General features: G+C 50.3%; 14 protein-coding genes. 1 reads left to right on the top strand and 13 read right to left on the bottom strand.

Annotated elements, in window-relative coordinates; translation table 11 throughout:
* Window positions 1-92 precede the first annotated feature (92 nt).
* The 12 genes from gnpA to NE473_RS25455 form a co-directional block, all read right to left on the bottom strand.
* On the bottom strand, window positions 93-2,255 hold the full coding sequence (gnpA, locus tag NE473_RS25400; RefSeq protein WP_256265418.1) for a 1,3-beta-galactosyl-N-acetylhexosamine phosphorylase: 2,163 nt from the start codon (window positions 2,253-2,255) through the stop codon (window positions 93-95).
* Window positions 2,256-2,307: 52 nt separating this feature from the next.
* On the bottom strand, window positions 2,308-3,315 hold the full coding sequence (locus NE473_RS25405) for a PHP domain-containing protein (protein ID WP_256265419.1): 1,008 nt from the start codon (window positions 3,313-3,315) through the stop codon (window positions 2,308-2,310).
* Window positions 3,316-3,343: 28 nt separating this feature from the next.
* Entirely contained in the window at window positions 3,344-4,603 is a 1,260-nt protein-coding gene (locus NE473_RS25410) for an MFS transporter (protein ID WP_256265420.1), read from the bottom strand.
* A 64-nt stretch (window positions 4,604-4,667) separates the two neighbouring features.
* Window positions 4,668-5,501 (bottom strand): carbohydrate ABC transporter permease, encoded by an 834-nt coding sequence (locus NE473_RS25415; RefSeq protein WP_006776014.1) that lies wholly within the window; start codon window positions 5,499-5,501, stop codon window positions 4,668-4,670.
* A 12-nt stretch (window positions 5,502-5,513) separates the two neighbouring features.
* On the bottom strand, window positions 5,514-6,434 hold the full coding sequence (locus NE473_RS25420) for a carbohydrate ABC transporter permease (protein WP_006776013.1): 921 nt from the start codon (window positions 6,432-6,434) through the stop codon (window positions 5,514-5,516).
* Between the two features lie 97 nt (window positions 6,435-6,531).
* A complete protein-coding gene (locus NE473_RS25425) occupies window positions 6,532-7,962 on the bottom strand; it encodes an ABC transporter substrate-binding protein (RefSeq protein ID WP_006776012.1) in 1,431 nt (476 codons plus the stop codon).
* 84 nt (window positions 7,963-8,046) lie between these two features.
* On the bottom strand, window positions 8,047-9,909 hold the full coding sequence (locus NE473_RS25430) for a cache domain-containing sensor histidine kinase (protein ID WP_022032404.1): 1,863 nt from the start codon (window positions 9,907-9,909) through the stop codon (window positions 8,047-8,049).
* Window positions 9,910-9,926: 17 nt separating this feature from the next.
* Entirely contained in the window at window positions 9,927-11,162 is a 1,236-nt protein-coding gene (locus NE473_RS25435; RefSeq protein ID WP_006776010.1) for a response regulator, read from the bottom strand.
* A 202-nt stretch (window positions 11,163-11,364) separates the two neighbouring features.
* Window positions 11,365-12,906: a M56 family metallopeptidase gene (locus NE473_RS25440; RefSeq protein WP_256265421.1), complete on the bottom strand. Its 1,542-nt coding sequence runs from the start codon at window positions 12,904-12,906 to the stop codon at window positions 11,365-11,367.
* Window positions 12,903-13,274 carry a BlaI/MecI/CopY family transcriptional regulator gene (locus NE473_RS25445; RefSeq protein WP_022032406.1) on the bottom strand — a complete coding sequence of 124 codons (372 nt, stop codon included), beginning with the start codon at window positions 13,272-13,274 and terminating at the stop codon, window positions 12,903-12,905. The genes NE473_RS25440 and NE473_RS25445 overlap by 4 nt, the downstream gene beginning before the upstream one ends.
* Window positions 13,275-13,481: 207 nt before the next feature.
* Window positions 13,482-13,844, bottom strand: coding sequence for a VOC family protein (locus NE473_RS25450; protein WP_006776006.1), 363 nt, complete (start codon window positions 13,842-13,844; stop codon window positions 13,482-13,484).
* A gap of 33 nt (window positions 13,845-13,877) precedes the next feature.
* Window positions 13,878-17,096: an ATP-binding protein gene (locus NE473_RS25455; RefSeq protein WP_055652064.1), complete on the bottom strand. Its 3,219-nt coding sequence runs from the start codon at window positions 17,094-17,096 to the stop codon at window positions 13,878-13,880.
* 227 nt (window positions 17,097-17,323) lie between these two features.
* Between NE473_RS25455 and NE473_RS25460 the strand changes: the two genes are divergently transcribed.
* A complete protein-coding gene (locus NE473_RS25460) occupies window positions 17,324-18,232 on the top strand; it encodes an alpha/beta hydrolase (protein WP_256265422.1) in 909 nt (302 codons plus the stop codon).
* An 84-nt stretch (window positions 18,233-18,316) separates the two neighbouring features.
* On the opposite strand, the gene NE473_RS25465 is transcribed toward NE473_RS25460, so the two are convergent.
* Window positions 18,317-20,212 (bottom strand): heavy metal translocating P-type ATPase, encoded by a 1,896-nt coding sequence (locus NE473_RS25465; RefSeq protein ID WP_256265423.1) that lies wholly within the window; start codon window positions 20,210-20,212, stop codon window positions 18,317-18,319.
* Window positions 20,213-20,302 lie beyond the last annotated feature (90 nt).

The following is a 20,302-nucleotide window of genomic DNA, read 5'->3' on the forward strand; positions in this document are numbered from 1 at the left end:
CACAGTCATAAACCGGACAGCCTGCAGCCTGCCGTCTTCCGGCTGACTGCAGGCTGCTTTTCATTCTGTCCGTTCAAACATTCCGCTCATATTCAGGCTTCAAACCACAGAATGTCATTCGCCTTTAAGCTCATGGCCTCAGCCTTTCCCTCTCCATTGTAAATGACTGTCTCCTGCGGCTCATACGTATTATTGACAACGCAGTATTTGCCTGTAGCCGGATAATAATTCACTTCCACGTTGAAATTGTCACTGTACCATTTCTTCATCTCCTGCTCTCTGCCGGCCGCCCAGAAAATAGCGCGGTACAGCATTCTGGAGTTCTCGAAGGAATACGGAATTCCGCTTAAGTATACGCTTCTTCCCTTTCCAAACTCATGAACCGCCATCTGAACGTCCTGACCAATGCTTCGTAAGATCTTCGCATCCGGAAGAGCGTAGATGTTCTTCATGCCCTCGCCGAACTGAATCTCCTCACCGCTGTCCTCGGTGATGAAATGGCTGTGGGGCTCCCAGTTGTACTTGTCTGTGGAAAGGCTGAAGCCCACTTCCTTATCCACGCCCAGGACACTGGCCAGTGCAAAATAGCGTCCCTCGTGCTGACAGGCAGACGGCTCACCCACACCAATGAACCCGCCGCCCTCTGCCACGAATTCCTTTACCGCGCAGGAAACTGCCGGATTCAGCCAGTAGCTGCCGCCGCTGGGAGCCGTATATGCATCGCCCACGTTGATCACTACACTGCATTCCTTTAAGACAGACGGATTTTCGATTACATCGTCAAAGCTGATAAATTTCACATCAAAGGGCATGCCGCTCAAACCTTCCAGTACACCCGCGTAAGAATACGTCTGTTTGTAATCAATGGCATGGGCTACCATATGGGTGCCCCAGGAGCGGAGTTTTCCCCAGCTGTTCAAGACGCCTACCGTGAAGTGGTTATATGGAGTCTGGCCTCCCACATTTTCATAGAGCAGACGGAATTCATCACAGATTTCCTCGATATACTGGATAAAATCCGGGAACTGAAGCGCCAGCTTTAAATAACCGCCGTAACCGATCCGGTCGATTGGCTTGCGTAAGATGGCGCGTCTGGCAGTGACCCAGTTGACCTTCGCCTCCCTGATGGGATCTCCTCCCTCATGAAATACATCCGGGAAGAAATACGGCAGGAATCTGCCTTCCGTATACTTCACACCCGGGATATCGGAGATAAGGCGGAGTGTGGTTCCGTTCCCTACGGAGCCAACCACTGCGTCCAGGCCGACTTCCTTAAAATACTCCCCGAACGGTTCGGTTCCGATCCAGTGGTCCCCTAAAAACATCATGGCCTCCCTGCCGTTTTCGTGGCAGATATCCACTAAGACCTTCATCAGCTTCGCAACCTCGCGCTGCTGGAACTTTTGAAAATCCTTAAATTCCTTAGACGGAACGCGGTTCGTGTTATTGTGGTAGCCCTGGTCGATGATATACTCCGGACGGAACCGGTACCCTGCCTCCTTCTCAAACTGCTCCAGGATATAGGGGCTTACACTGGCACTGTAACCGAACCAGTCTACGAACTTTTCCTTTGCATACTCGTTAAATACCAGGGTAAACTGGTGGAAAAAGGTAGTAAAACGCACGACATCCGTATCCGGGTTTTCCACCATCCAGTTTTTCAGCCTGTCAATGACGTGCTGCTGCGTCTTCGGCTGTCTCACGTCAAATGTAATCTGGTGCTCCACATTTTCCCAGCTGTTGGTAATAAAATTATACATATGTACCGGGTCCCAGATGATGAAGGCCAGGAAGCTGACCGTATAATCGTGGTAACGCTCCGGCTGTGCCACAATAACCTCTCTGGCCGCCTCGTCGTAACTCCACTCATCCGGCGCCACTACCTCTCCGGTCGTGCGGTCAACCACCTCCCACCAGCGTTTGATGTCATCGATGGTATTGGGCTTTAACTGCTGATCGTATAAATGCTTCATCACCGGAATGCGAAGCTCTCCCGCTCCCATCGCCGTATAGAACTCTGTCATCAGATACATCTGCTGCACTTCATCCGGATTGGCCTCTGCCCACGGATTATCTTTTCTTGTCGTGTAGTAGGTAGAGTAGATTTTTACCGGCATGGACTTTAATTCGTCCGGCATGCTGGTGCCGTCGCAGTCACGGAGAGCATCAGCTCCCCAGCGTTTTACGATTTCTTTCGTTTCTTCAATCATATCCACATCAGTGGGTACGGTTACCCGTCCATATTTTTCACTCATTGCTGCTTCTCCTCATAATTCGTCGTTGTTTTCAGTCATTGCCTCATACCGCTTACAGTACACGCATATCATACTCACGGAGCACCGGTTCTTTTCCATTCAGCTCATAAGCGTTGGAATCCGCGTGGAGGCCTCTTCCATCCTGGCAGGTTACCCGGATATACGTCTCATCTCCCGTTAGCGCAAAAGAAGCTTCTGTAACCGTCTCTCCCGGGCCGGCCACTTTCTTAAGGCAGTTGCGGCCTTCCATCAGCACATAGATTTTCTCCACCGGACTGGTTTTCACAGTCAGAACGCAGTCTTCCACATACAGCTCCTTAATCTCCGGTCCCATAGAGCTGTAAAAACTGCCCTTTAAGAGAGCAGCCACGATGCTGTCATACGTCAGCTTTTCCGCCTTAATCATGGTAAACCCGCCAAAGGAATCACAGAGCGGATCTCCGAACGGATAAGAGTTATGATTGTCATCCGTGGAAACGCAGAACAGCCGGTTGCCCAAACGCAGCATCTCGTCGTAGCTCTGCGGGTTATAGCCATACAGCCCATCGTGCTCACATCCGTAATTATAGATCTCCATTCCCCAGAAACCGCGGAGATTCTTGTAATCGTCGTAATTTTGAAGGGACCAGTAAGGATGATTGTAGCAGGCGAAAAATCCATACGCCTTCATCTGATCAATATATTCATTGATATAGTGGTAATCCCCATAGCGGCGCTCCGGAAGGGGGATCTGTTTTTTCTCTTCTGAGAATTCCTCCGGCTTCGCATCGTACAAATTAATATGATACGTCTTCACCCTGGAAAAATCCCCCGGCACTTGAAAGTGCTCGTTGATGTCCACCTCGCAGGCGGCCAGCGCCACGAAATGATCATCCATCAGTTCCCTGTGCCACTGATACTTCCGGTGATCCGTGTAAGCTACTACGGAATACCCCGCTTCCATGTATGCCTTTTTAACCTCTTCCGGCGTCAGGCGGCCATCGGAATGGATGGTATGACAGTGAAGGTTTGCCTTATAAAAGGTCCCTGTTTCCGGTATTAAATAAATTTTGTTTGACATTTTATACTCCCTCCAGGATGTGAAATTTCTAAATCTGCAGAATTTTCTTCCGGTAAGCAATCCATCTCCGGACAATCAGGAAGCAGATCACCGCCGAAGCCGCCGCCATCAGAAACCAGATCACGATGGTGGCATTCCATCCCAGGGCCACCGACAGCGCCCCGATCCCGTAAGTGGAGACGGCGCCGCCTGCATAGACCGAGGAATTTAAGAGGCCCGATACGGAAGAAGCTCTTCCGATCACGCCGAAATACGACGGAAGCACCGCAATCAGCATGGTGTTGACCGCCATCATCGCCGTCGTCGCCACAGCCAGCATCAGAAAGGATACCGCCATGCTCTGCCCCGACGTGAGCCGCAGCATCAGGATGGCCGCTGCGCTGACCACGAAAAATGCTCCCGCAGTCCGCACCTCATCCCGGAACCAGTGAATATTGGCAAACGATGCCAGATAGACTCCCAGCAGGTTGAAAACCGGAATCACCATGGTGCTGGTAATGGCCAGAATGGCACTCACGCCATAAGTCTCACTGATATAAGTCGGCACCCATGTGGTAACTCCGTCCTTTAATGCCCCCTGGACGAAGAGAGCCATCATCAGAAAAAGAAAGCCTGACTGGATCAGAAGGCTCTTCCAGCTGACGGACGCATTCACGGAAGCTGCCGCAAAAGGCTTCTTCTCTGCCGCCCCGTCCGGCCTGTCCGAGGTCCCGGCTTCCCCGGATTCCACCGCGTACCGTTCCACCCGGTTCATGCCCAGGAGCCAGAATACTGAGACCGCCAGCAGCGCCGAACCCGCCAGAACGAACATGGCTCTCCAGCCCGACAGCCATATCACAAGCGCCGTCAGGCCGTAGGCCGCCATGGTTCCCACGGGGACGGAGCTGTTGAGAGATACGCACGCCTTCATCCTCGTCTCCGTCTCATAATACTCATACATCAGCCGGATCATGGGCGACCAGATAAACGCCTGAACCAGGCCGTTTACACACCAGACCGCCGCCATCATCCCCGGGGCTTTCACCCCTGCCATAGCCAGGTTGCAGAGACCTGACACCAGAAGACCGGTGAAGACCATTTTCTTCGGCGCCAGGCGGTCTCCTAAGAAGCCGCTGACGAACTGCCCCGCTCCATAGGCAAAAAAGAATGCAGTTCCGATCATTCCGGCCTGGCCCTTGGAAAATCCCTCCGATGTAATGATCTCTGTCAGACTGGCTGAATAGTTCAGCCTTCCAATATATGTAGAAAAATAAACAATCCAGCACAGCCAGAACAGAAGCCTCACCATTTTTTTGTCTGTTATCTTGTAAAATCGAAGCCCCACGCTGCTGACCTATTCCCTTCTTTTTTTCCTAACCCTTTACCGCAGAGGAATTGACGCCCTCCACGAAATATTTCTGCGAGAATAAGAACAGCACCAGGACCGGCATCAGAACCAGCGTCGCCGCAGACATCTGAAGCGCCGGATCCGTCACCGTACCTTCCGTAAACAGCTTAATACCGACAGACAGCATCTGCTTCTCCAGGCTGGAGATGAAGATGTAAGGCCCCATATAGTCGTTCCAGGACCATACGAATGTAAACAGAATCAGCGTCACGATGGACGGCTTTGCCAACGGCAGAATAATCCTTGAGTAGATCTTAAAGTGGTTGCAGCCGTCGATGCGGGCCGCCTCACTGATCTCCTCCGGAATGCCGATGAATGCCTGACGCATCATGAATACAAAGTAGATATCGAAGGTAGCCGGCAGTACCAGAGACCACATGGTATCCAGAATATGGATCTGCTTAAATATAACATACCTCGGAATCAGCATAATGTCACTGGGAATCATCAAAGAAGTCAGGAGAACCAGGAAAATTCCGTCTCTTCCTTTAAAGTTGATCTTGGAAAACGCGTAAGCCGTGATGGAAACCACGAAAACCTTAATGACAATGGTGGTAACCGTCATCACGATGGTATTAATGTACCACTGCCCGAAATCATAGTACGGATCACCGAACAAATCCGAATAGTTGGACAGGATGATCTGATCGGGAATCAGCTGAAGCGGCTTCGTGAGCACGTCACCCGATATCTTGAAGGACGATGACACCATGAATAAAAACGGGTAGATGCAGACAAGGCCGATGGCAATCAGAACAATCGTCCAGCCCCATGACATCTTTTTATCTTTCTTAAGCATAGCTCTTCCTCCTTAATAGTTGACCCATTTTTGCTGTCCGCGCCACTGGATCAGAGTGATGATCAGAACGATGATAAACATCACGAGAGCCTGGGCACTGGCGTAGCCTGTCTGGTAGTTGGTAAATGCGGTACGGATAATATTGATGGACATAACCGTGGTAGCCTGTCCCGGGCCGCCTCCGGTCAGAGCCTGGATGGTGGTAAAGTTCTGCAGGGATGTGATCACCGAACTGATCATTAAGAAAAATGTGGTCGGTGAAATCATCGGGATCACAATATTCTTAATTCTCTGCCACTTGCTGGCCCCGTCGATCTGAGCGGCCTCTAATAAATCCGCAGAGACGTTTTGAAGCGCTGCTAAATACGTAATAAAGTTAAGTCCGATGCCTTTCCACACGGCGATGCAGACAACCGTCGGAAGCGCGGTATTAAGACCGTACAGCAGATACGGCGGATTCTCGCTGCCGAGGGCAGACAGAATGTAGACAACCGGACCGTCCGGACCGAGCAGCAGCTTGAATACAACAGCCACCGCCACCATATTGGATACGTAGGGAAGGAAGAACATGGAACGGACCAGATTCTTACAGTGGATTCCCTTATTTACCATGTATGCGATGAAAAAGCCGCATACCATGATTAACGGCACATACATCAGGGAGTAAAGCCCGGTACGGCCTAATGCCTTCATGGTATCCACATCCGAAAACATGCGGACAAAATTGCTGAGCCCCACAAAGGACGCGTCTTCCAGCTTGCTGATATAGCGGACATTGGTAAAACCAAGAATCACCGCAATCAGAAACGGCAGCCCCTGGAATATAATGTAGCCGATCAGGTAGGGAGCAATAAAAAGGGCCCCCGTAAGATTCTCCTTTTTCTGAGCAATGGAGGATTTCATTTTCACTTTTGCATTACCATTACTTTTCATAAATACACCTCTTTTTTCGTGTAAATGCGGTTGAGTGAGCGCAAAAAGGGCAGCCCCTAAGGTTTCCCGAATGGACTGCCCGTCAGGTCAGACTACATTACTGCTTATCTTCTTCGATCGCTCTGTTTGCCTTATCCTGAATCTTGGTCACTGCGTCATCGATGCTCTCAGCTCCCTGGCCGTAAAGCTGGCCTTCTTCGATAATAGCCTGGGAGATCGCTGCGTCGCCGTAGCCAATGATTTTTTCAGAAAGTGCCTTGCGGCCGCTGTCAAACCATGCTGTCTTGAAGTCTTCTACAGTGAGTCCGTCAAATTCAAATGGCTTGGCCAGTGAGTTCTCCACGTACTCATTGATTTCTTCGTCTGTCAAGTCGATTCTTGCAGGTACACGGCCCATGCCCAGTGTATACTGGTTCTCAGCCATGCAGGCTGCCGCTGCGAATGCCGCGTCTTTGTTCTTGCTGGTGGACGGTACTGCGTAGCAGCCCGGCACTGTCAGTGTGGACGGATCGGTTCCCTCCGGATAAGGCATCGGAAGCAGGCCGACCTTCCAGTCTCTCGGGTACTTGTCAAACTGATTTAAGATGGAAGTTACCCAGCCGCCGCACATGAACATACCGTATTTTCCGGTCGATGCAAATGCGTTCCACGGTGTGTTGGAAGCCTTGAATTCCAGAATCGAAGGCTGAATCTTTTCTGTGTTGCCCAGGCCGTAGAAGAACTCTAAGCTCTCTTTAAACAGCGGATCGTCAAAGTTGGCTGTTCCGTCGGCCTTATATGGCTCCCAGCCCTTCTGTAATGCGTACATATAGTTGTAGCAGTCATAGTCCAGCATTAAGGAACCGTAGATTCCCTTGGAGGTATCTGTTACCTTCTTTGCTGTTTCGATGTATTTTTCCCATGTCCAGCCGTCTGCTGTCGGGTAGTCAACTCCTGCGTCATCGAAGATCTGCTTGTTGTATAACGTGATCCAGATATCAGAAAATGCCGGAAGGCCGTATACGTCTCCGTCAAACTCCGGAACGTAATCGCCAAAGGTTCCTGCGATATCGTAGCCCGCTTTCTCAGCGAGAGCGTTCATCGGCTCTAAGACACCGGCATTGTAGAATGCCTTTAAGCCCGGCTTTGTATTGTAGATTAAGTCGATCTCATCACCAGCCATTAAGCTGACCAGGGTTTTGTCCACTTCACCGGCTTTCGTATTCGGAATCACGTAGAATTCAATATTGATGCCTGTTTTTTCCTTCACCAGATCAAGTAACTTCTGGTTTTCTTCTCCGGTACTGGCCGTCTGTGTGGTTGCATACTTTAAGGTAACACCCTCGAACGGCTTGTCGGAAGCCGCCGCACCTTCTGTTGTCTCACCCTCTGCTGCGGTTTCGCCCTCTGCTTTTGTGGTGGTTTCTGCTGCTGCGGTTGTGGCTGTATCCGCCGGTTCCGCCTTTTTTGAAGAGCAGCCAGCCAGTGATCCTACTGCCATTGCTGCGCAGAGTGACAGGGAAACAACGCGTTTTATGTTTCTTTTCATTGTGGTAATTCCTCCCAGCTAATTTATTTGATGTATTAATTGTAACGTGAAAACCAGCCGGCATCCATAGTTGGAATTTTACCTTTATTGGTTATTCTTGTCCTTTACCGATCGTTTGGGAATCGTTATGATCACGATCGTTCCGGCCCCCTGTTTACTCAAAATCCGAACACTGTTCTGGTAACCGGTATAGATGGCGATTCGTTCCTTCACGCTGTACAGACCGATACCGGTCCCTTTTCGTCTCCGTTTTCCGGGCTCCGTCTCGGTTCTCACCGTCCCCGCCTCGACCTGGCGGCGCACCTCCTTCAGCTGGTTCTTCGTCATGCCGCATCCGTTATCCGCCACACGGAACCGGATCACCTCTGACTCCTCCCGGATATCAAGCCGGATCTTCAGCACACGGTCGATCCCCTCCATACCGTACATGAAGCAGTTTTCCACCACCGGCTGCAGGGTAAGCTTAATCATGGCATAGTTATACAGCTGATCGTAATCGACGGTGCTGTCGAATTCTATCCGCTCCTTATAGCGGTTTTTCTGGATATTCACATAGGCCATGACGTGTTCCACCTCCTGCCGGATGGGAACGATAGTCTCCCCGTTTCCGATGGACAGGCGGTACAGACGCCCCAGCGCCGCAGCGATTCGCCCGATGTCGGGGCGGCCTACTTCATTGGACTTCCAGACGATATTTTCCAGTGTGTTGTAGAGGAAATGGGGGTTGATCTGCCCCATAAGCACCTCCAGCTCCAGTTCCTTTTTCTTCTTCTCACTCTCCACCTGTTCTTTGATATAGTGGTTAATCTGCACCAGCATGGCGTTGTAATACATCATCATGCTCCTTAACTCCCCCTGGTATGCCTCCGGTTCCACATAGGCCTCCAGATTGCCGTCATAGACCTCCTTCATGGAAGCGTCCAGCACCTCCACCGGCTGAAGGAAACGCCTGGAGATCCAGTTAATGATCGCGATGCAGGCCGTCACGCAGACCAGCATGGCGGCAATAATTTCCTTAAACAGGCGGTCGATGGGCTCGGTGGCCGCGCTTAAGGGAACCACGGTAAATATCTGCCAGTCCGCGTTGTTTAACGGGCTCAAATCCGTAATATAAGACTCATCGTCATATTGAATCTGATGGCTCCCCTCTTCCGCTTCTTTTGCAAGTTCCATAATCCGCTCCGGCATCCGGCACATCTCGACGGCCTCCTGATCCGACGAAGACACGAGACGGCCGCCGGAATCCACGATATATACGGTCCCCTTCATCTCCTCGGCAGATGCCTGATAAAGCTGGTAGATCTGATTTTCCTCCAGCACAAAGAACTGGGTATAGAGCCACGTACCGGTAAACGGGTGCAGAATCCGGCGCATACAGGTAATCACCTGGTCCGTTCTCACATCCCCCTTTTTCGTCCTGCTGAGGAAATTATTCTGCAGGGGCTGCCAGTGAAACATGGACAGCTTCGTCCGGTCCGTGGCGCCCATGCCGACCATGATCCGTTTGAGATCATTTCCCTGGAAATACGGATCCAGGAAATTGTACACTTCCTTGTTATTTCCGTAGATAGCGCTGATTCGCTGGCTTTTTCCCAGCGGGTCAGTCTTCAAAAAGTAGTTATTGAGTTCATAGATATCCCGCTGCTTTTCGATGGTCCTGCTGCCGTAATCCTTTCCCAGGAACTCCTCCACCTCCACGTCGTAGGCAAATTTGTCGGATACCAGCTGTACATTATAGAGCAGCTCATCCACCTGGGCCGCGATGGCATCGGCTCTCTGGCGTATATTTCCGACTGCCTGGTTTTTCATCTCCGTCCGTGTCTTTATAAACAGCACAGACGCAACAACCGTAAAGGGCAGAAGCACCCCAACCACCAGATAGAAAAACAGCTGCTGTCTCAATCCGCGGTTCATATAGCTGCTGAGCCGTTTCCATATGTTTCTCATTCTGTCTGTCCTTTCCGTCAGTTATGGAGTCCCCGGTATTCATTTGGACTCATGCCGCAGTGCTTTTTAAACACTTTGATAAAATTAGAGGCATCTGCGTATCCGGTCATCTCGGCAATCTCATAAATTTTTAATGACATGTCCCGCAGCAGCAGCTTGCTGTGCGCCATCCGCTTCTGTGTAATATAATCGCTGAAATTAAATCCTGTTTCTTTTTTAAATACTTTCGATATGTAGGCCGGATTTTTCCGGAAATGTTCTGCCGTGGCCTCTAAGGAGACCAGATTGGAACAGTATTCCCGGTCTAAATACTCCCGTATGGAGGTCACCAGCAGGCCTGTCTTCTTCTGGCCCGCTGACAGGTCCGGCGCGATGGAAGAGACGTGCTTCACCGTCTGCCCGTAGACGGCAGGCAGATGTTCCTCGTCGTCACAGAGACCGCTTAAGCCGGCCAGAAGGCCCAGTCCGTAGATATCTCCGATCTCTCCCTGGATCTCTCTGATACAGCGGCCTATGGCTTCCAGCTCCTCGGCTTTGCCTTCCTTCAGCGTGATAATCCCCACCACCTTCCGGTCACGGTTTAAGAAAAAATGTTTCTCCCAGGCCATCTCTCTGCTGTTGCAGTACCGGATAATCCTCTGCTTCAGCTGGTAGTGATCGTCCCTCTCCCCTGATCCCACAGGCTGGGCATCCAGTACCGCCATCATACAGCAGTTGAACTTCATGCCGGCGTCTTCCATCTCCTCTTTCCAGCCATACTCTTCCTCTCCGCCCACGTAACCGTCCAGGAGATTGCTTAAAACACGCGCATAAGACAGTTCTTTATTCTGCATGGCCGAGACCTTTAAAGACTCCAGTTCCCGCCGTTTCATCCCCTCTTCATCCAGTTTCGTTTTCAGACGGTGAAACAGCGTCTCGAATTCATCAATGTCTGTAGGCTTTAACAGATACTCTGTGACCTGGTTGCGTATGGCCATATTTAAATACTCCACATCGTTATATCCGCTGAGTATGATAATCTTGATCTCCGGGTTATTTTCATGGAGATACTGCATCAGCTCGATTCCATCCATCTTTGGCATTCGGATATCAGACAGAACCACGTCCGGATGCGTTTCCCCGATCATACGCACAGCCTCTTCCCCGTTCTCCGCCTGTCCTGCGACTTCAAATCCCCACTCCTTCCACGGAATTCCCCGGGCCATGCCGCGGCGGATATCTTCCTCATCGTCTACTATCAGTAACTGGTACATGGCTGTTCCTCCTTGTCGTATTTTGCAGCTGCCTTTAACTGTTCTGCGGCCGCTTCTGTCACTTATTGTATAACTTCTTTGGGTTTCTGACAATAAAAAACAGTTCAATCCAAAAAAATGAGACTGAAACCGGCAGTCCTGCACGGTCTCAATCTCATAATTGCTGCTGTGATAAACGCTTTTTTCGCCCTTAATGCCGCTTCTATGCGTCTTTTCCGGCAGCGGCAAGATAGCGCTCAGTTTTTTCTTCCGGCAGGGTTTCAATGCCGGTAATCTGGCCGGACGAATTCCTTGTAACCGCCAGATCAGCGGTTCCCGTTTCATCTGTCCAGAAGGCTGGATACCAGCCGTCGCTTTCATCAACAAACACTCTTACCTTCTGCCCTTTAAAGTACATGGCGTCCTCTTCCGCGCGAAACGATATTCCGAAAGAAGCGTACTGCTCATATTTTTTTCCGTTTTCCAGCGGCTCCTGATTTGACCCGTCTGTGTCCTCTTCAAAAAATTTGGCACAGCATTTCTGTGCCTCCTTCTCGGACATCACGCTGACACCGGTGACGGCTCCGGAGGAATCACGTTCCACTTTCAGATTCACCGTTCCGGCCTCATCATAATAAAATGCTTCCTTCTCATTAGAATCTGTAAAAAGCTTTACTTTCTGGTTTTTATAGAGGAGCGACTGACCATCGCCTGATATACCAATTTCATACGGGGAATATTGTTCATAAATACCGGGGTCCGGCAGGAATCTGACTGCGATATCTTCTTTCACGTATATGAGATCCGGTATGCTCTCTGCAGCAGCGGAGGTGGCAAACGCGCTGCCAATCACAGCCACTACGGCACAGGCCGCCGCTATGGAGAAAACTGTTGTCTTTTTTATTTTCATAATTGCTTCGATCCTTTCTTCAACCGCGTTTTTACTGAAATTGCTGCACAGCGGAGTAAGGCCGCTTTTCTTTTCCTCCATGGCAATCAGCATTAACGCATAGGCAGATTTGACAGTTTCACCGAACATCCGCACGACTCTTTCGTCACAGGAAAGCTCGATATCCCGATTGGCCAACAGATACATGACCCAGACCAGGGGGTTACACCAGTGCAGGCACAGGGCAGCCGTCAGCAGCAGCTTCGTCACTGCGTCAAAGCGCCGGATATGCACATACTCGTGTGCAAGGACGTACTGCATTCTCATTGTCTCCGTCCAGTCCGTCTCTGCCGGCATTAAAATAACAGGATGCAGGATTCCGTAGGTAAGAGGGGCTGTTATTTTGCCGCTCTGGCGAATGGAAACAGGGCGCCTTAACTGATATTCCGTCAGCCATTGAATTGTAAAATCGTTTTCTACCGGCTCAGAAACCATAAATTTACGGCGGCATCTGATGCAGGCAATGGTAAAATACAGGATGCACAGTACCAGCCCGATCCCCCAGGTCCAGCTCCACATGGAAATCCCGGCAGACGCTGCCGTATTATGTGCAGCCGCGGTTCCGGCTGAAACCGGATCAACGGGCAATACGTTCGCAATCGGAGAGGTTCCGATTTGTCCGGCTCCGGAATGCCCTGCCAGGGAGTAGACACTGAACGGGGAGGGCAGCGAGAACGGCACCAGCAGCCGTACCAGAACCAGCCCCCACAAAACAGCAAACGTTTTTTTCGGCAGACGGTTGATGGAGATGGCCCGGACGGCTGTGATAACCAAAATCATGACTGCACCGGAAACACTCATTTGTATCAGACTCATTTCCCGTCACCTCCTAATTCCTCTACCATCTGTTTCAGTTTTTCCACCTGCTCCGCACTCAGATTTTTTCTGCCCAGCAGAGAGGCAAACAGCTTATCCACGGAGCCATCGAATACCTTATGAAGCAGTTCATCGGTTTCCTGTTCCTGCACCTCTTCCTGCTTCACCAGTGCATGACAGACAAAGTTGGGATCGATCCGTTCCACAGCGCCTTTTTTGATACAGCGCTTTAACAGTGTATAGGTGGTATTGACATTCCAGTTGTACCGCTCCTTCATCACGTCGGCAACGTGCTTTGCCATGGTGTCTCCCTCTTTCCACAGAACATCCATAACCTTTATTTCACTGTCTACCAGTTTGATGCCCATTTGTTTCACCTCTTTTCTTTTATAAGACTGGAGTAGTATCCATGCCTATATACTACTCCAGTCTTATAAAAATGTCAATACTACAATTGTCTTATTTTTATTCAGATACAATGACCGGTATGTCTGGTGTAAAGCAAAAAGAGAGAGCCGCAGTCGTCAGCAGTTCTCTCCTCTTTCACTGTTGCGGCAGGGGTCTGCCGCTTCTCTCTATTTTTTTTCAATGATCTCAAGGTTCACGCCATCCGGATCATGAATAAAGAAAAAGCGGGTACCGGGATTCGGCTGAACCGGTCCGCGGACAATTTCCACTCCCAGTTCTTTCATGTGTTCCAGCGCCTCGTCCAGATTTTCCACGGAAAGCCCCAGCGACGGGCATTCTCCATATAGGAACGGCTCGGCATCTGCGCTGCAGATTAACTCGATCTCTGCCGGACCATCTGCCATAAACGCAATTTCCGTGCGGGGGCCGGCCGGAAATCTGCGGGCCAGTTTCATTCCGGTTACCGTCTCATAAAAGCGGATGGATTCCTCCAGATTCTTTACGTGCAGTGTTGCAAATATAAATTTCATGTTAATTTCCTCCAAATATAAATTATGTTAAAATCAACGGCAGACACATTTTCGAAGTGCAGCCAGAAGGCGGTCAAAATCGATCGGCTTCGTAACGTGATCGTTCATTCCCGAAGCCAGTACTTTCGAGATATCTTCCGCAAATGCATTGGCAGTCAGTGCAATGATGGGAACAGTCTTCGCCTCCGGGTGACCGCTGCCGCGGATCTCTCCGGCCGCCGTATATCCATCCATCACCGGCATCTGTAAATCCATGAGGATTGCGTCGTACGTTCCCGGCTCAGAGCTGACGAACATCTGAAACGCCTCATACCCGTTCTCTGCCTTGTCAACGATAAAGCCCGCATCCCGCAGAAGCGTCTCCGCGATTTCCATATTGAGTTCATTATCTTCTACCAGAAGAAGCCGCCGTCCCTGGAGACAGGCATCCAGCTTTCGTCCGAGATTACCGGTTACCGCCCGCTGTACTGCCTCCTCTTTTTCTTCTTCCTCCTGAATCCTGATGTTCAGTGTAACGATAAAGCGGCTTCCCTCGCCCTCTCTGCTTTCCACCCGGATATTGCCCTGCATGGCTCTCACGATTCCATAGGAGATGGACATCCCAAGGCCGGTGCCCTGTACCTTTCTCACGTGACAGTTGTCTTCCCTGGCAAACGGAACAAAGATATGATCCATAAAATCCCTGCTGATCCCGATTCCATTGTCCTCAACCGTAAATACAAAGCAGCCGACGCCTGGAATTCCCGATGTCATCTCCCTGGAAGCAACCGTAATCGTCCCTCCGTGGGGGGTATATTTTATGGCATTGTTAATGAGATTGATCAGGACCTGGCGGATCTTGCCGGCATCTCCCAAAAGGTTGTCGTGTGTGGTGCCATCCGTCAGGAAATTCAGAGTCTGTTCCTTTTCCATCGATTCATTATAGACGATGCTGCCGATCTCGTGGAACAGGTTTTTTAAGGAAAACGGCGCTTCTGTTAATGTGAGCTGTCCTCTCTCGATCTTCGACATGTCCAGAACCTCATTAATCAGATGAAGCAGATGGCTGCTGGACAGACTGATCTTCTGGAGGCAGTCCTTCACGCGTTCCCGGTCATCCACCTGCCCCATGGCGATCGCCGTCATACCGATGATGGCATTCATCGGCGTCCTGATATCATGCGACATCTGTGCCATGAAATTACTTTTAGCCTCATTGGCGTTTCGTGCTTCCTCATACGCCGCAAAAAGCGCTTTCTGGCTCTGTGCCTCCTGTTCCTTTTCCTTCTCAATATTATGGGAGGCTAAAATAATCTTGATTGGAACCCCGTTCCTGCTCTCCGCCAGAATCACGTGGACCCGCATCCAGCCGTAATAACCGCTGTAATCCCTGCGGTATTCCAGGTCATAGATCGTTTCCCCTTCCTGAATCCGTTCCTTAATAGCCCCCAGGGACATTTCCTGCTGAAACCGTTTCCTGTCCTCCTCATGAATCAGATGCTCGTGGTAAATATCAAACAACACGCCGTATTGATCCGAATGCTTCAGGCGCTCTGCGACATCTTCCCGCACAACAAAGGTCTGAAAAGTCTCTTCCGCCAGGTCTACATAGAAGACAGAGTGGTAGAAAGCGGAAAGTCCCTTAATGATATTCTGAGCCTCGACGTACAGTTTCTTTTGCTGCTCTTCCTTCAGCTCCGTCAGCTTCTGCTCGTTGATGTCCATGTTGGCAAAAATCACCTTTGTGATAACGCCGTCCTGAATTTCCGCTATGCTGAACCTGGAGCGGACCCATCGGATACAATCCGGATAGATCCGGCGGAAATCAACTTCATACACAGGCAGTTCGGCCGAGAGCGTCTGACGCAGGAAATCAATGCTGGCGGCTCTGCGCATTTTCTCCTGATCTTCGGGATAAACGTAATATTTTACAAACTTCTCATAATAGACATCGAGGGCTCCCTTGGGAAACGCCTTGTTTTTCTGAATAAAATCCTCCTGCCAGATCGGTTCTTCCGTATTGTTTACATAGTCAAACAGATAGATGGAATAGTAGCATTCACACAGATTTGACAGGATGGCCTCCCGTCTCTGAATCTCATACTTATCATCCACATTCCGCACCGTAAGAAGGATCCTGTCCTCAAAATTCTGACTGATCAGGGCAGAATAATAGCTGTAGGCATGGAAACCGCCCTCCCGGTCGTACATATGCAGCATACCTTCCCGGTATGCACCGGCATCATAATTTTCCGTATCAAAAATGCGTTCAAATTCCAACCGGTCCTCTTCCGGCATAATCGTTACCGCCTGATCATGGAATTCCTGATACGTGCCCCTCCTGGAAAGAGTCAGCAGTTCCCCGGAATAGTAAATACAGTTATACTCTGTTTTTTCACAGTCCACACTGATGAGCAGTGTATAAATCTGTGACACTGCAACCTGTGCGCTGGCTTCGTCAATCCACTTTTCTATCTCCCCGTCCTGCTCTTCCATGGCGGCTATGACCCAGGGATATTCTTCGGAGTATTGATTTAAGGGAACCACTTTGATTCTGCGCCAGCGTTTTTCTTTTGTCCTGTAAATCGCTTCCGCTCCCGTATGATCGGAATCAGCTCTGCCGGTGCCGGAACAGTCCGCTTGAAACTGTCTTCTTATATTCTCCGGATTGACCGCATTCATAAACAGTTCGCAGTTCTGCCATACAATCTCGCTTTCCGCATAGTTTCGAAAAAAAGTCTCGAAATCCGCTGCGCCTTCGCTGAAGGCTTCCAGCTTCTCGGTGGCTTTTATAATTCTGTATTCACCGGTTTGAAGATTGCAAAGGATAATCCCTTTATAATTCTCATTCAGCTTCTCCAATATGGTATCATACTCCTGCTTCAGCATAACCGTATTGGTAATATTCTGGTGATACCCAAGCAGACAGGTCCCTCTCTGAAAATTCTTGTCCCGGATGCCGCCGCAGCGTACATAAATCTGTCCCCACAGCGGGTGATGCCACAGGTACTCCACCTCCGCTCTCTCATCGGCGCAGATACGCTGGACTCCGTTCTGAACCATGGGATAATAATCCGGATCGATGCGCTCATACCACCCGCGGTAACACTCCTCCGGAGACGGCTCCCCGGCAAAGCCAAGCAGCTCCAGCATGGCTTTGTCCGCATACATTCGCGGTTCCTTTCCCTCTTCCAGTTCGATCGCCCACAGACCGGTCTGGGCTTCGTGCAAAATATCCTGAATCTTCTGTATATCCTTAAAATGTTCCGCCATCTGTCTTTTCCTCCCGTATCAAAGAGTACACCAGCTATTCTGCCGTATCCGGTCCCTTGGACTTCACTCATACTGTATTTCATTTTATCAAATTCGGCATTTTATTACAACCAGTTTACACATACAAATGTACGAAAAAAAGTACATTATCTGAAAAAGATTCGACAGATCCCCGTTTTATCGATATAATTAGAACAGTCAATAGAATATCTGAACGAGGTGATTTTATGGAAGTAAAGGAATGGAGCTATGAAGATTTTCCGGAATTTGCAGAAGAGGTGGACGGAGCGGTAAAGATTCCGACCACCGGTAACGAAATTGGCGTGATTTATCACCATAATGTAGAATATACAGAAATTGACGGTGAAAAACTGCATTTACAGATTTTGCGCCCACTGACTCGTAACCAGCCGGACATGGTTTGTCCGTGTGTAGTATTTGTACAGGGCTCCGCATGGTTTAAGCAGGACGTCTATGCACAGCTTCCGCGATTGGCAAAGCTTGCAGAACGTGGTTATGCAGTGGCTGTGGTGGAATATCGCCATTCGGGTATCGCACCTTTTCCGGCACAAATTATGGATGCCAGAAATGCCGTACGCTTTCTGCGTGTGCATGCGGAAGAATACAGGATCGCCCCTGAAAAAATCGTTATTGCAGGCGACTCTTCCGGCGGGCACACTGCCATGTTTGCCGGCATGATTCACGATGATGTGGAAAATACGCTCTTCCCGGGCATTTCTGCGGAGGTTAAGGGCATCATAAATCTCTACGGAAGCTGCAGCGTCATGAAGGAAGATTCCAATCCGACCCAGCTTCTCCACTGCCAGCCAGACAGTCCGGAAGGTATGGTGATGGGGCATACGGACCTGCGTGAAAGTGAGGAGCTGCGCCGCAGGCTTTCGGTGGAATGCAGCATGGAGCCAGACAGTGTGATCCCGCCAACGATCATATTCCATGGTACAAAAGACCGCATTGTCAACTGTGAAGGCAGCGTGATTCTTTATCGCCGTATGAAAGAGTGCGGGAAGGATGTGAAGCTGTATCTGATTGAGGGCGCCGACCACGGCGGCAATGAATTCTGGACGAAACAGGTTGTGGACATCATGGATGACTTCATCCAGAGGGTAATACAATAATTGATTTTCATACTGGACGTCAAAAAGAAGAACTTATACCAGAGCAGAGTATGCAAAAATGTATACTCTGCTCTTTCCCACTCTTTATACCTCCGCCGCTTTCTGAAATACTTTCCTGTCCCTGACTCTGTCGTCTTTCGCTACCTGCAGAGCCCTTACCGCATTTAAGATGGCAATCACAGAAACGCCTACATCTGCAAATACCGCCGCCCACATACTGGCAAATCCAGCCGCTCCCAGGACCAGCACGATTGCCTTGATCCCCAGGGCAAATACGATATTCTGCCGAACGATTCGCAGGGTTTTTCTGGAAATCCTCATGGCCGCAGCGATCTTGGACGGCTCATCCGTCATAATGACCACATCGGCCGCCTCGATGGCCGCGTCAGAGCCGAGTCCGCCCATGGCAATGCCGATATCCGCGCGGGCAAGAACCGGAGCGTCATTAATGCCGTCTCCCACAAATGCCAGTTTACCCTTCCCGCTGGTCTGGGACAGCAGCTGCTCCATATGGCTTACTTTATCCGCCGGAAGAAGTTCTGTATACACTTCATCCAGGCCCAGGCGCTGTGCTACATTTTCACCCACGGCCTTTGCGTCGCCTGTCAGCATGACGGTCTTCCGGATTCCCGACTGTTTCAGTTCCCGGATCGCAAAGGCCGCCTCCTCCTTCACTTCATCTTCAATCAGGATAGCTCCCCTGCTGATTCCGTCCTCTGCCACGTAGACAACCGTCCCTGTCTCTCTCACCGGTTTGAATTTGATGTGATTTAGATTCATCAGCCTGCTGTTGCCAGCCAGTACGGTCTTTCCATCTAAGGATATGGAGATTCCATGGCCGGCAATCTCCTGAACATCAGCCACTCTGGAGGCATTCAGTTCCTTTCCACAGGCTTTTACAATGGATTTGGAGATCGGATGGTTGGAATCCTTTTCCGCGTAAGCGGCCAGCTCCAAAAGCTTCTCCTTCGTAATCTTTTCCGGAAAGCACCCGCTGACTGCAAACGAGCCCTTTGTCAGCGTCCCCGTCTTATCAAAAACAACCGTCTCTGTTTTAGCAAGCGCTTCTAAGTAGTTGCTGCCTTTGATCAGAACGCCGCATTTGGAAGCACCGCCGATTCCGCCGAAGAAACTGAGCGGTACAGAGATAACCAGCGCACAGGGACATGAAATAACCAGGAAGGTCAGCGCCCTCTCAATCCAGACCGTGAACGGCTGTCCTGTCAGAAGCGGAGGAATGACTGCAAGAAGCACCGCCGCAGCTACAACAGCCGGCGTATAATATCTTGCAAATCTGGTGATAAATGCCTCAGATTTCGACTTCTTGCTGCTGGCATTTTCCACCAGATCGAGAATTTTGGCCACGGTGGATTCTCCATATGGTTTCGATACCAGGATTTTTAAGGTACCGCTCTGGTTGATACAGCCGCTTATCACATCGGCTCCCGGTTCCACCTCCCTTGGCAGGGATTCCCCGGTTAAGGCCGAGGTGTTCAGGGCAGAACGGCCTTCCAGAATGGTTCCGTCGAGCGGTACACGCTCGCCCGGCTTTACCACAATCACTTCACCGACAGCCACCTCATCGGGATCGACGGACACGATCCCGTCTTCTCTCACCACATTTGCGTAATCCGGCCGGATATCCATCAGCCCGGATATGGACCGGCGCGACTTGCTGACCGCGTAGGACTGGAACAGTTCACCCACCTGGTAGAACAGCATGACCGCGACGCCCTCCGCATATTCGCCTAAGAACATGGCACCCACGGTCGCTACCGTCATCAAAAAGTTCTCATCGAATACCTGGCCGTGTAAAATATTCGTAACCGCCTTCCAGATGATATCCCAGCCGATCACCCCATAGCACAGCAGAAACCCGGCCAGTTTTCCTGTTGGAGTTAACGGAAGGGCCATGGTAATCAGGTATATGGCTGCTGCCGCGAAAATCCGGTATAACTGTTTTTTCTGTTTTTTTGTCATATCATTTTCCTCTTCGTCTGCGGCGGCGAGAATATGCTGTGCCGCCGTGCTTTTATAGATGCAATTGTCTCTCGCTTACACGTGCTTCTC

Source organism: Hungatella sp. SL.1.14 (assembly GCF_024460495.1).
In the GTDB taxonomy this organism is placed as follows: domain Bacteria; phylum Bacillota; class Clostridia; order Lachnospirales; family Lachnospiraceae; genus Hungatella; species Hungatella hathewayi.

What these genes read in the sequence shown, in the direction of transcription:
- gnpA (WP_256265418.1), bottom strand. Translation starts at nt 2,255, where the DNA reads ATGAGTGAAAAATATGGACGGGTAACCGTACCCACTGATGTGGATATG.
- NE473_RS25405 (WP_256265419.1), bottom strand. Translation starts at nt 3,315, where the DNA reads ATGTCAAACAAAATTTATTTAATACCGGAAACAGGGACCTTTTATAAG.
- NE473_RS25410 (WP_256265420.1), bottom strand. Translation starts at nt 4,603, where the DNA reads ATGGTGAGGCTTCTGTTCTGGCTGTGCTGGATTGTTTATTTTTCTACA.
- NE473_RS25415 (WP_006776014.1), bottom strand. Translation starts at nt 5,501, where the DNA reads ATGCTTAAGAAAGATAAAAAGATGTCATGGGGCTGGACGATTGTTCTG.
- NE473_RS25420 (WP_006776013.1), bottom strand. Translation starts at nt 6,434, where the DNA reads ATGAAAAGTAATGGTAATGCAAAAGTGAAAATGAAATCCTCCATTGCT.
- NE473_RS25425 (WP_006776012.1), bottom strand. Translation starts at nt 7,962, where the DNA reads ATGAAAAGAAACATAAAACGCGTTGTTTCCCTGTCACTCTGCGCAGCA.
- NE473_RS25430 (WP_022032404.1), bottom strand. Translation starts at nt 9,909, where the DNA reads ATGAGAAACATATGGAAACGGCTCAGCAGCTATATGAACCGCGGATTG.
- NE473_RS25435 (WP_006776010.1), bottom strand. Translation starts at nt 11,162, where the DNA reads ATGTACCAGTTACTGATAGTAGACGATGAGGAAGATATCCGCCGCGGC.
- NE473_RS25440 (WP_256265421.1), bottom strand. Translation starts at nt 12,906, where the DNA reads ATGAGTCTGATACAAATGAGTGTTTCCGGTGCAGTCATGATTTTGGTT.
- NE473_RS25445 (WP_022032406.1), bottom strand. Translation starts at nt 13,274, where the DNA reads ATGGGCATCAAACTGGTAGACAGTGAAATAAAGGTTATGGATGTTCTG.
- NE473_RS25450 (WP_006776006.1), bottom strand. Translation starts at nt 13,844, where the DNA reads ATGAAATTTATATTTGCAACACTGCACGTAAAGAATCTGGAGGAATCC.
- NE473_RS25455 (WP_055652064.1), bottom strand. Translation starts at nt 17,096, where the DNA reads ATGGCGGAACATTTTAAGGATATACAGAAGATTCAGGATATTTTGCAC.
- NE473_RS25460 (WP_256265422.1), top strand. Translation starts at nt 17,324, where the DNA reads ATGGAAGTAAAGGAATGGAGCTATGAAGATTTTCCGGAATTTGCAGAA.
- NE473_RS25465 (WP_256265423.1), bottom strand. Translation starts at nt 20,212, where the DNA reads ATGACAAAAAAACAGAAAAAACAGTTATACCGGATTTTCGCGGCAGCA.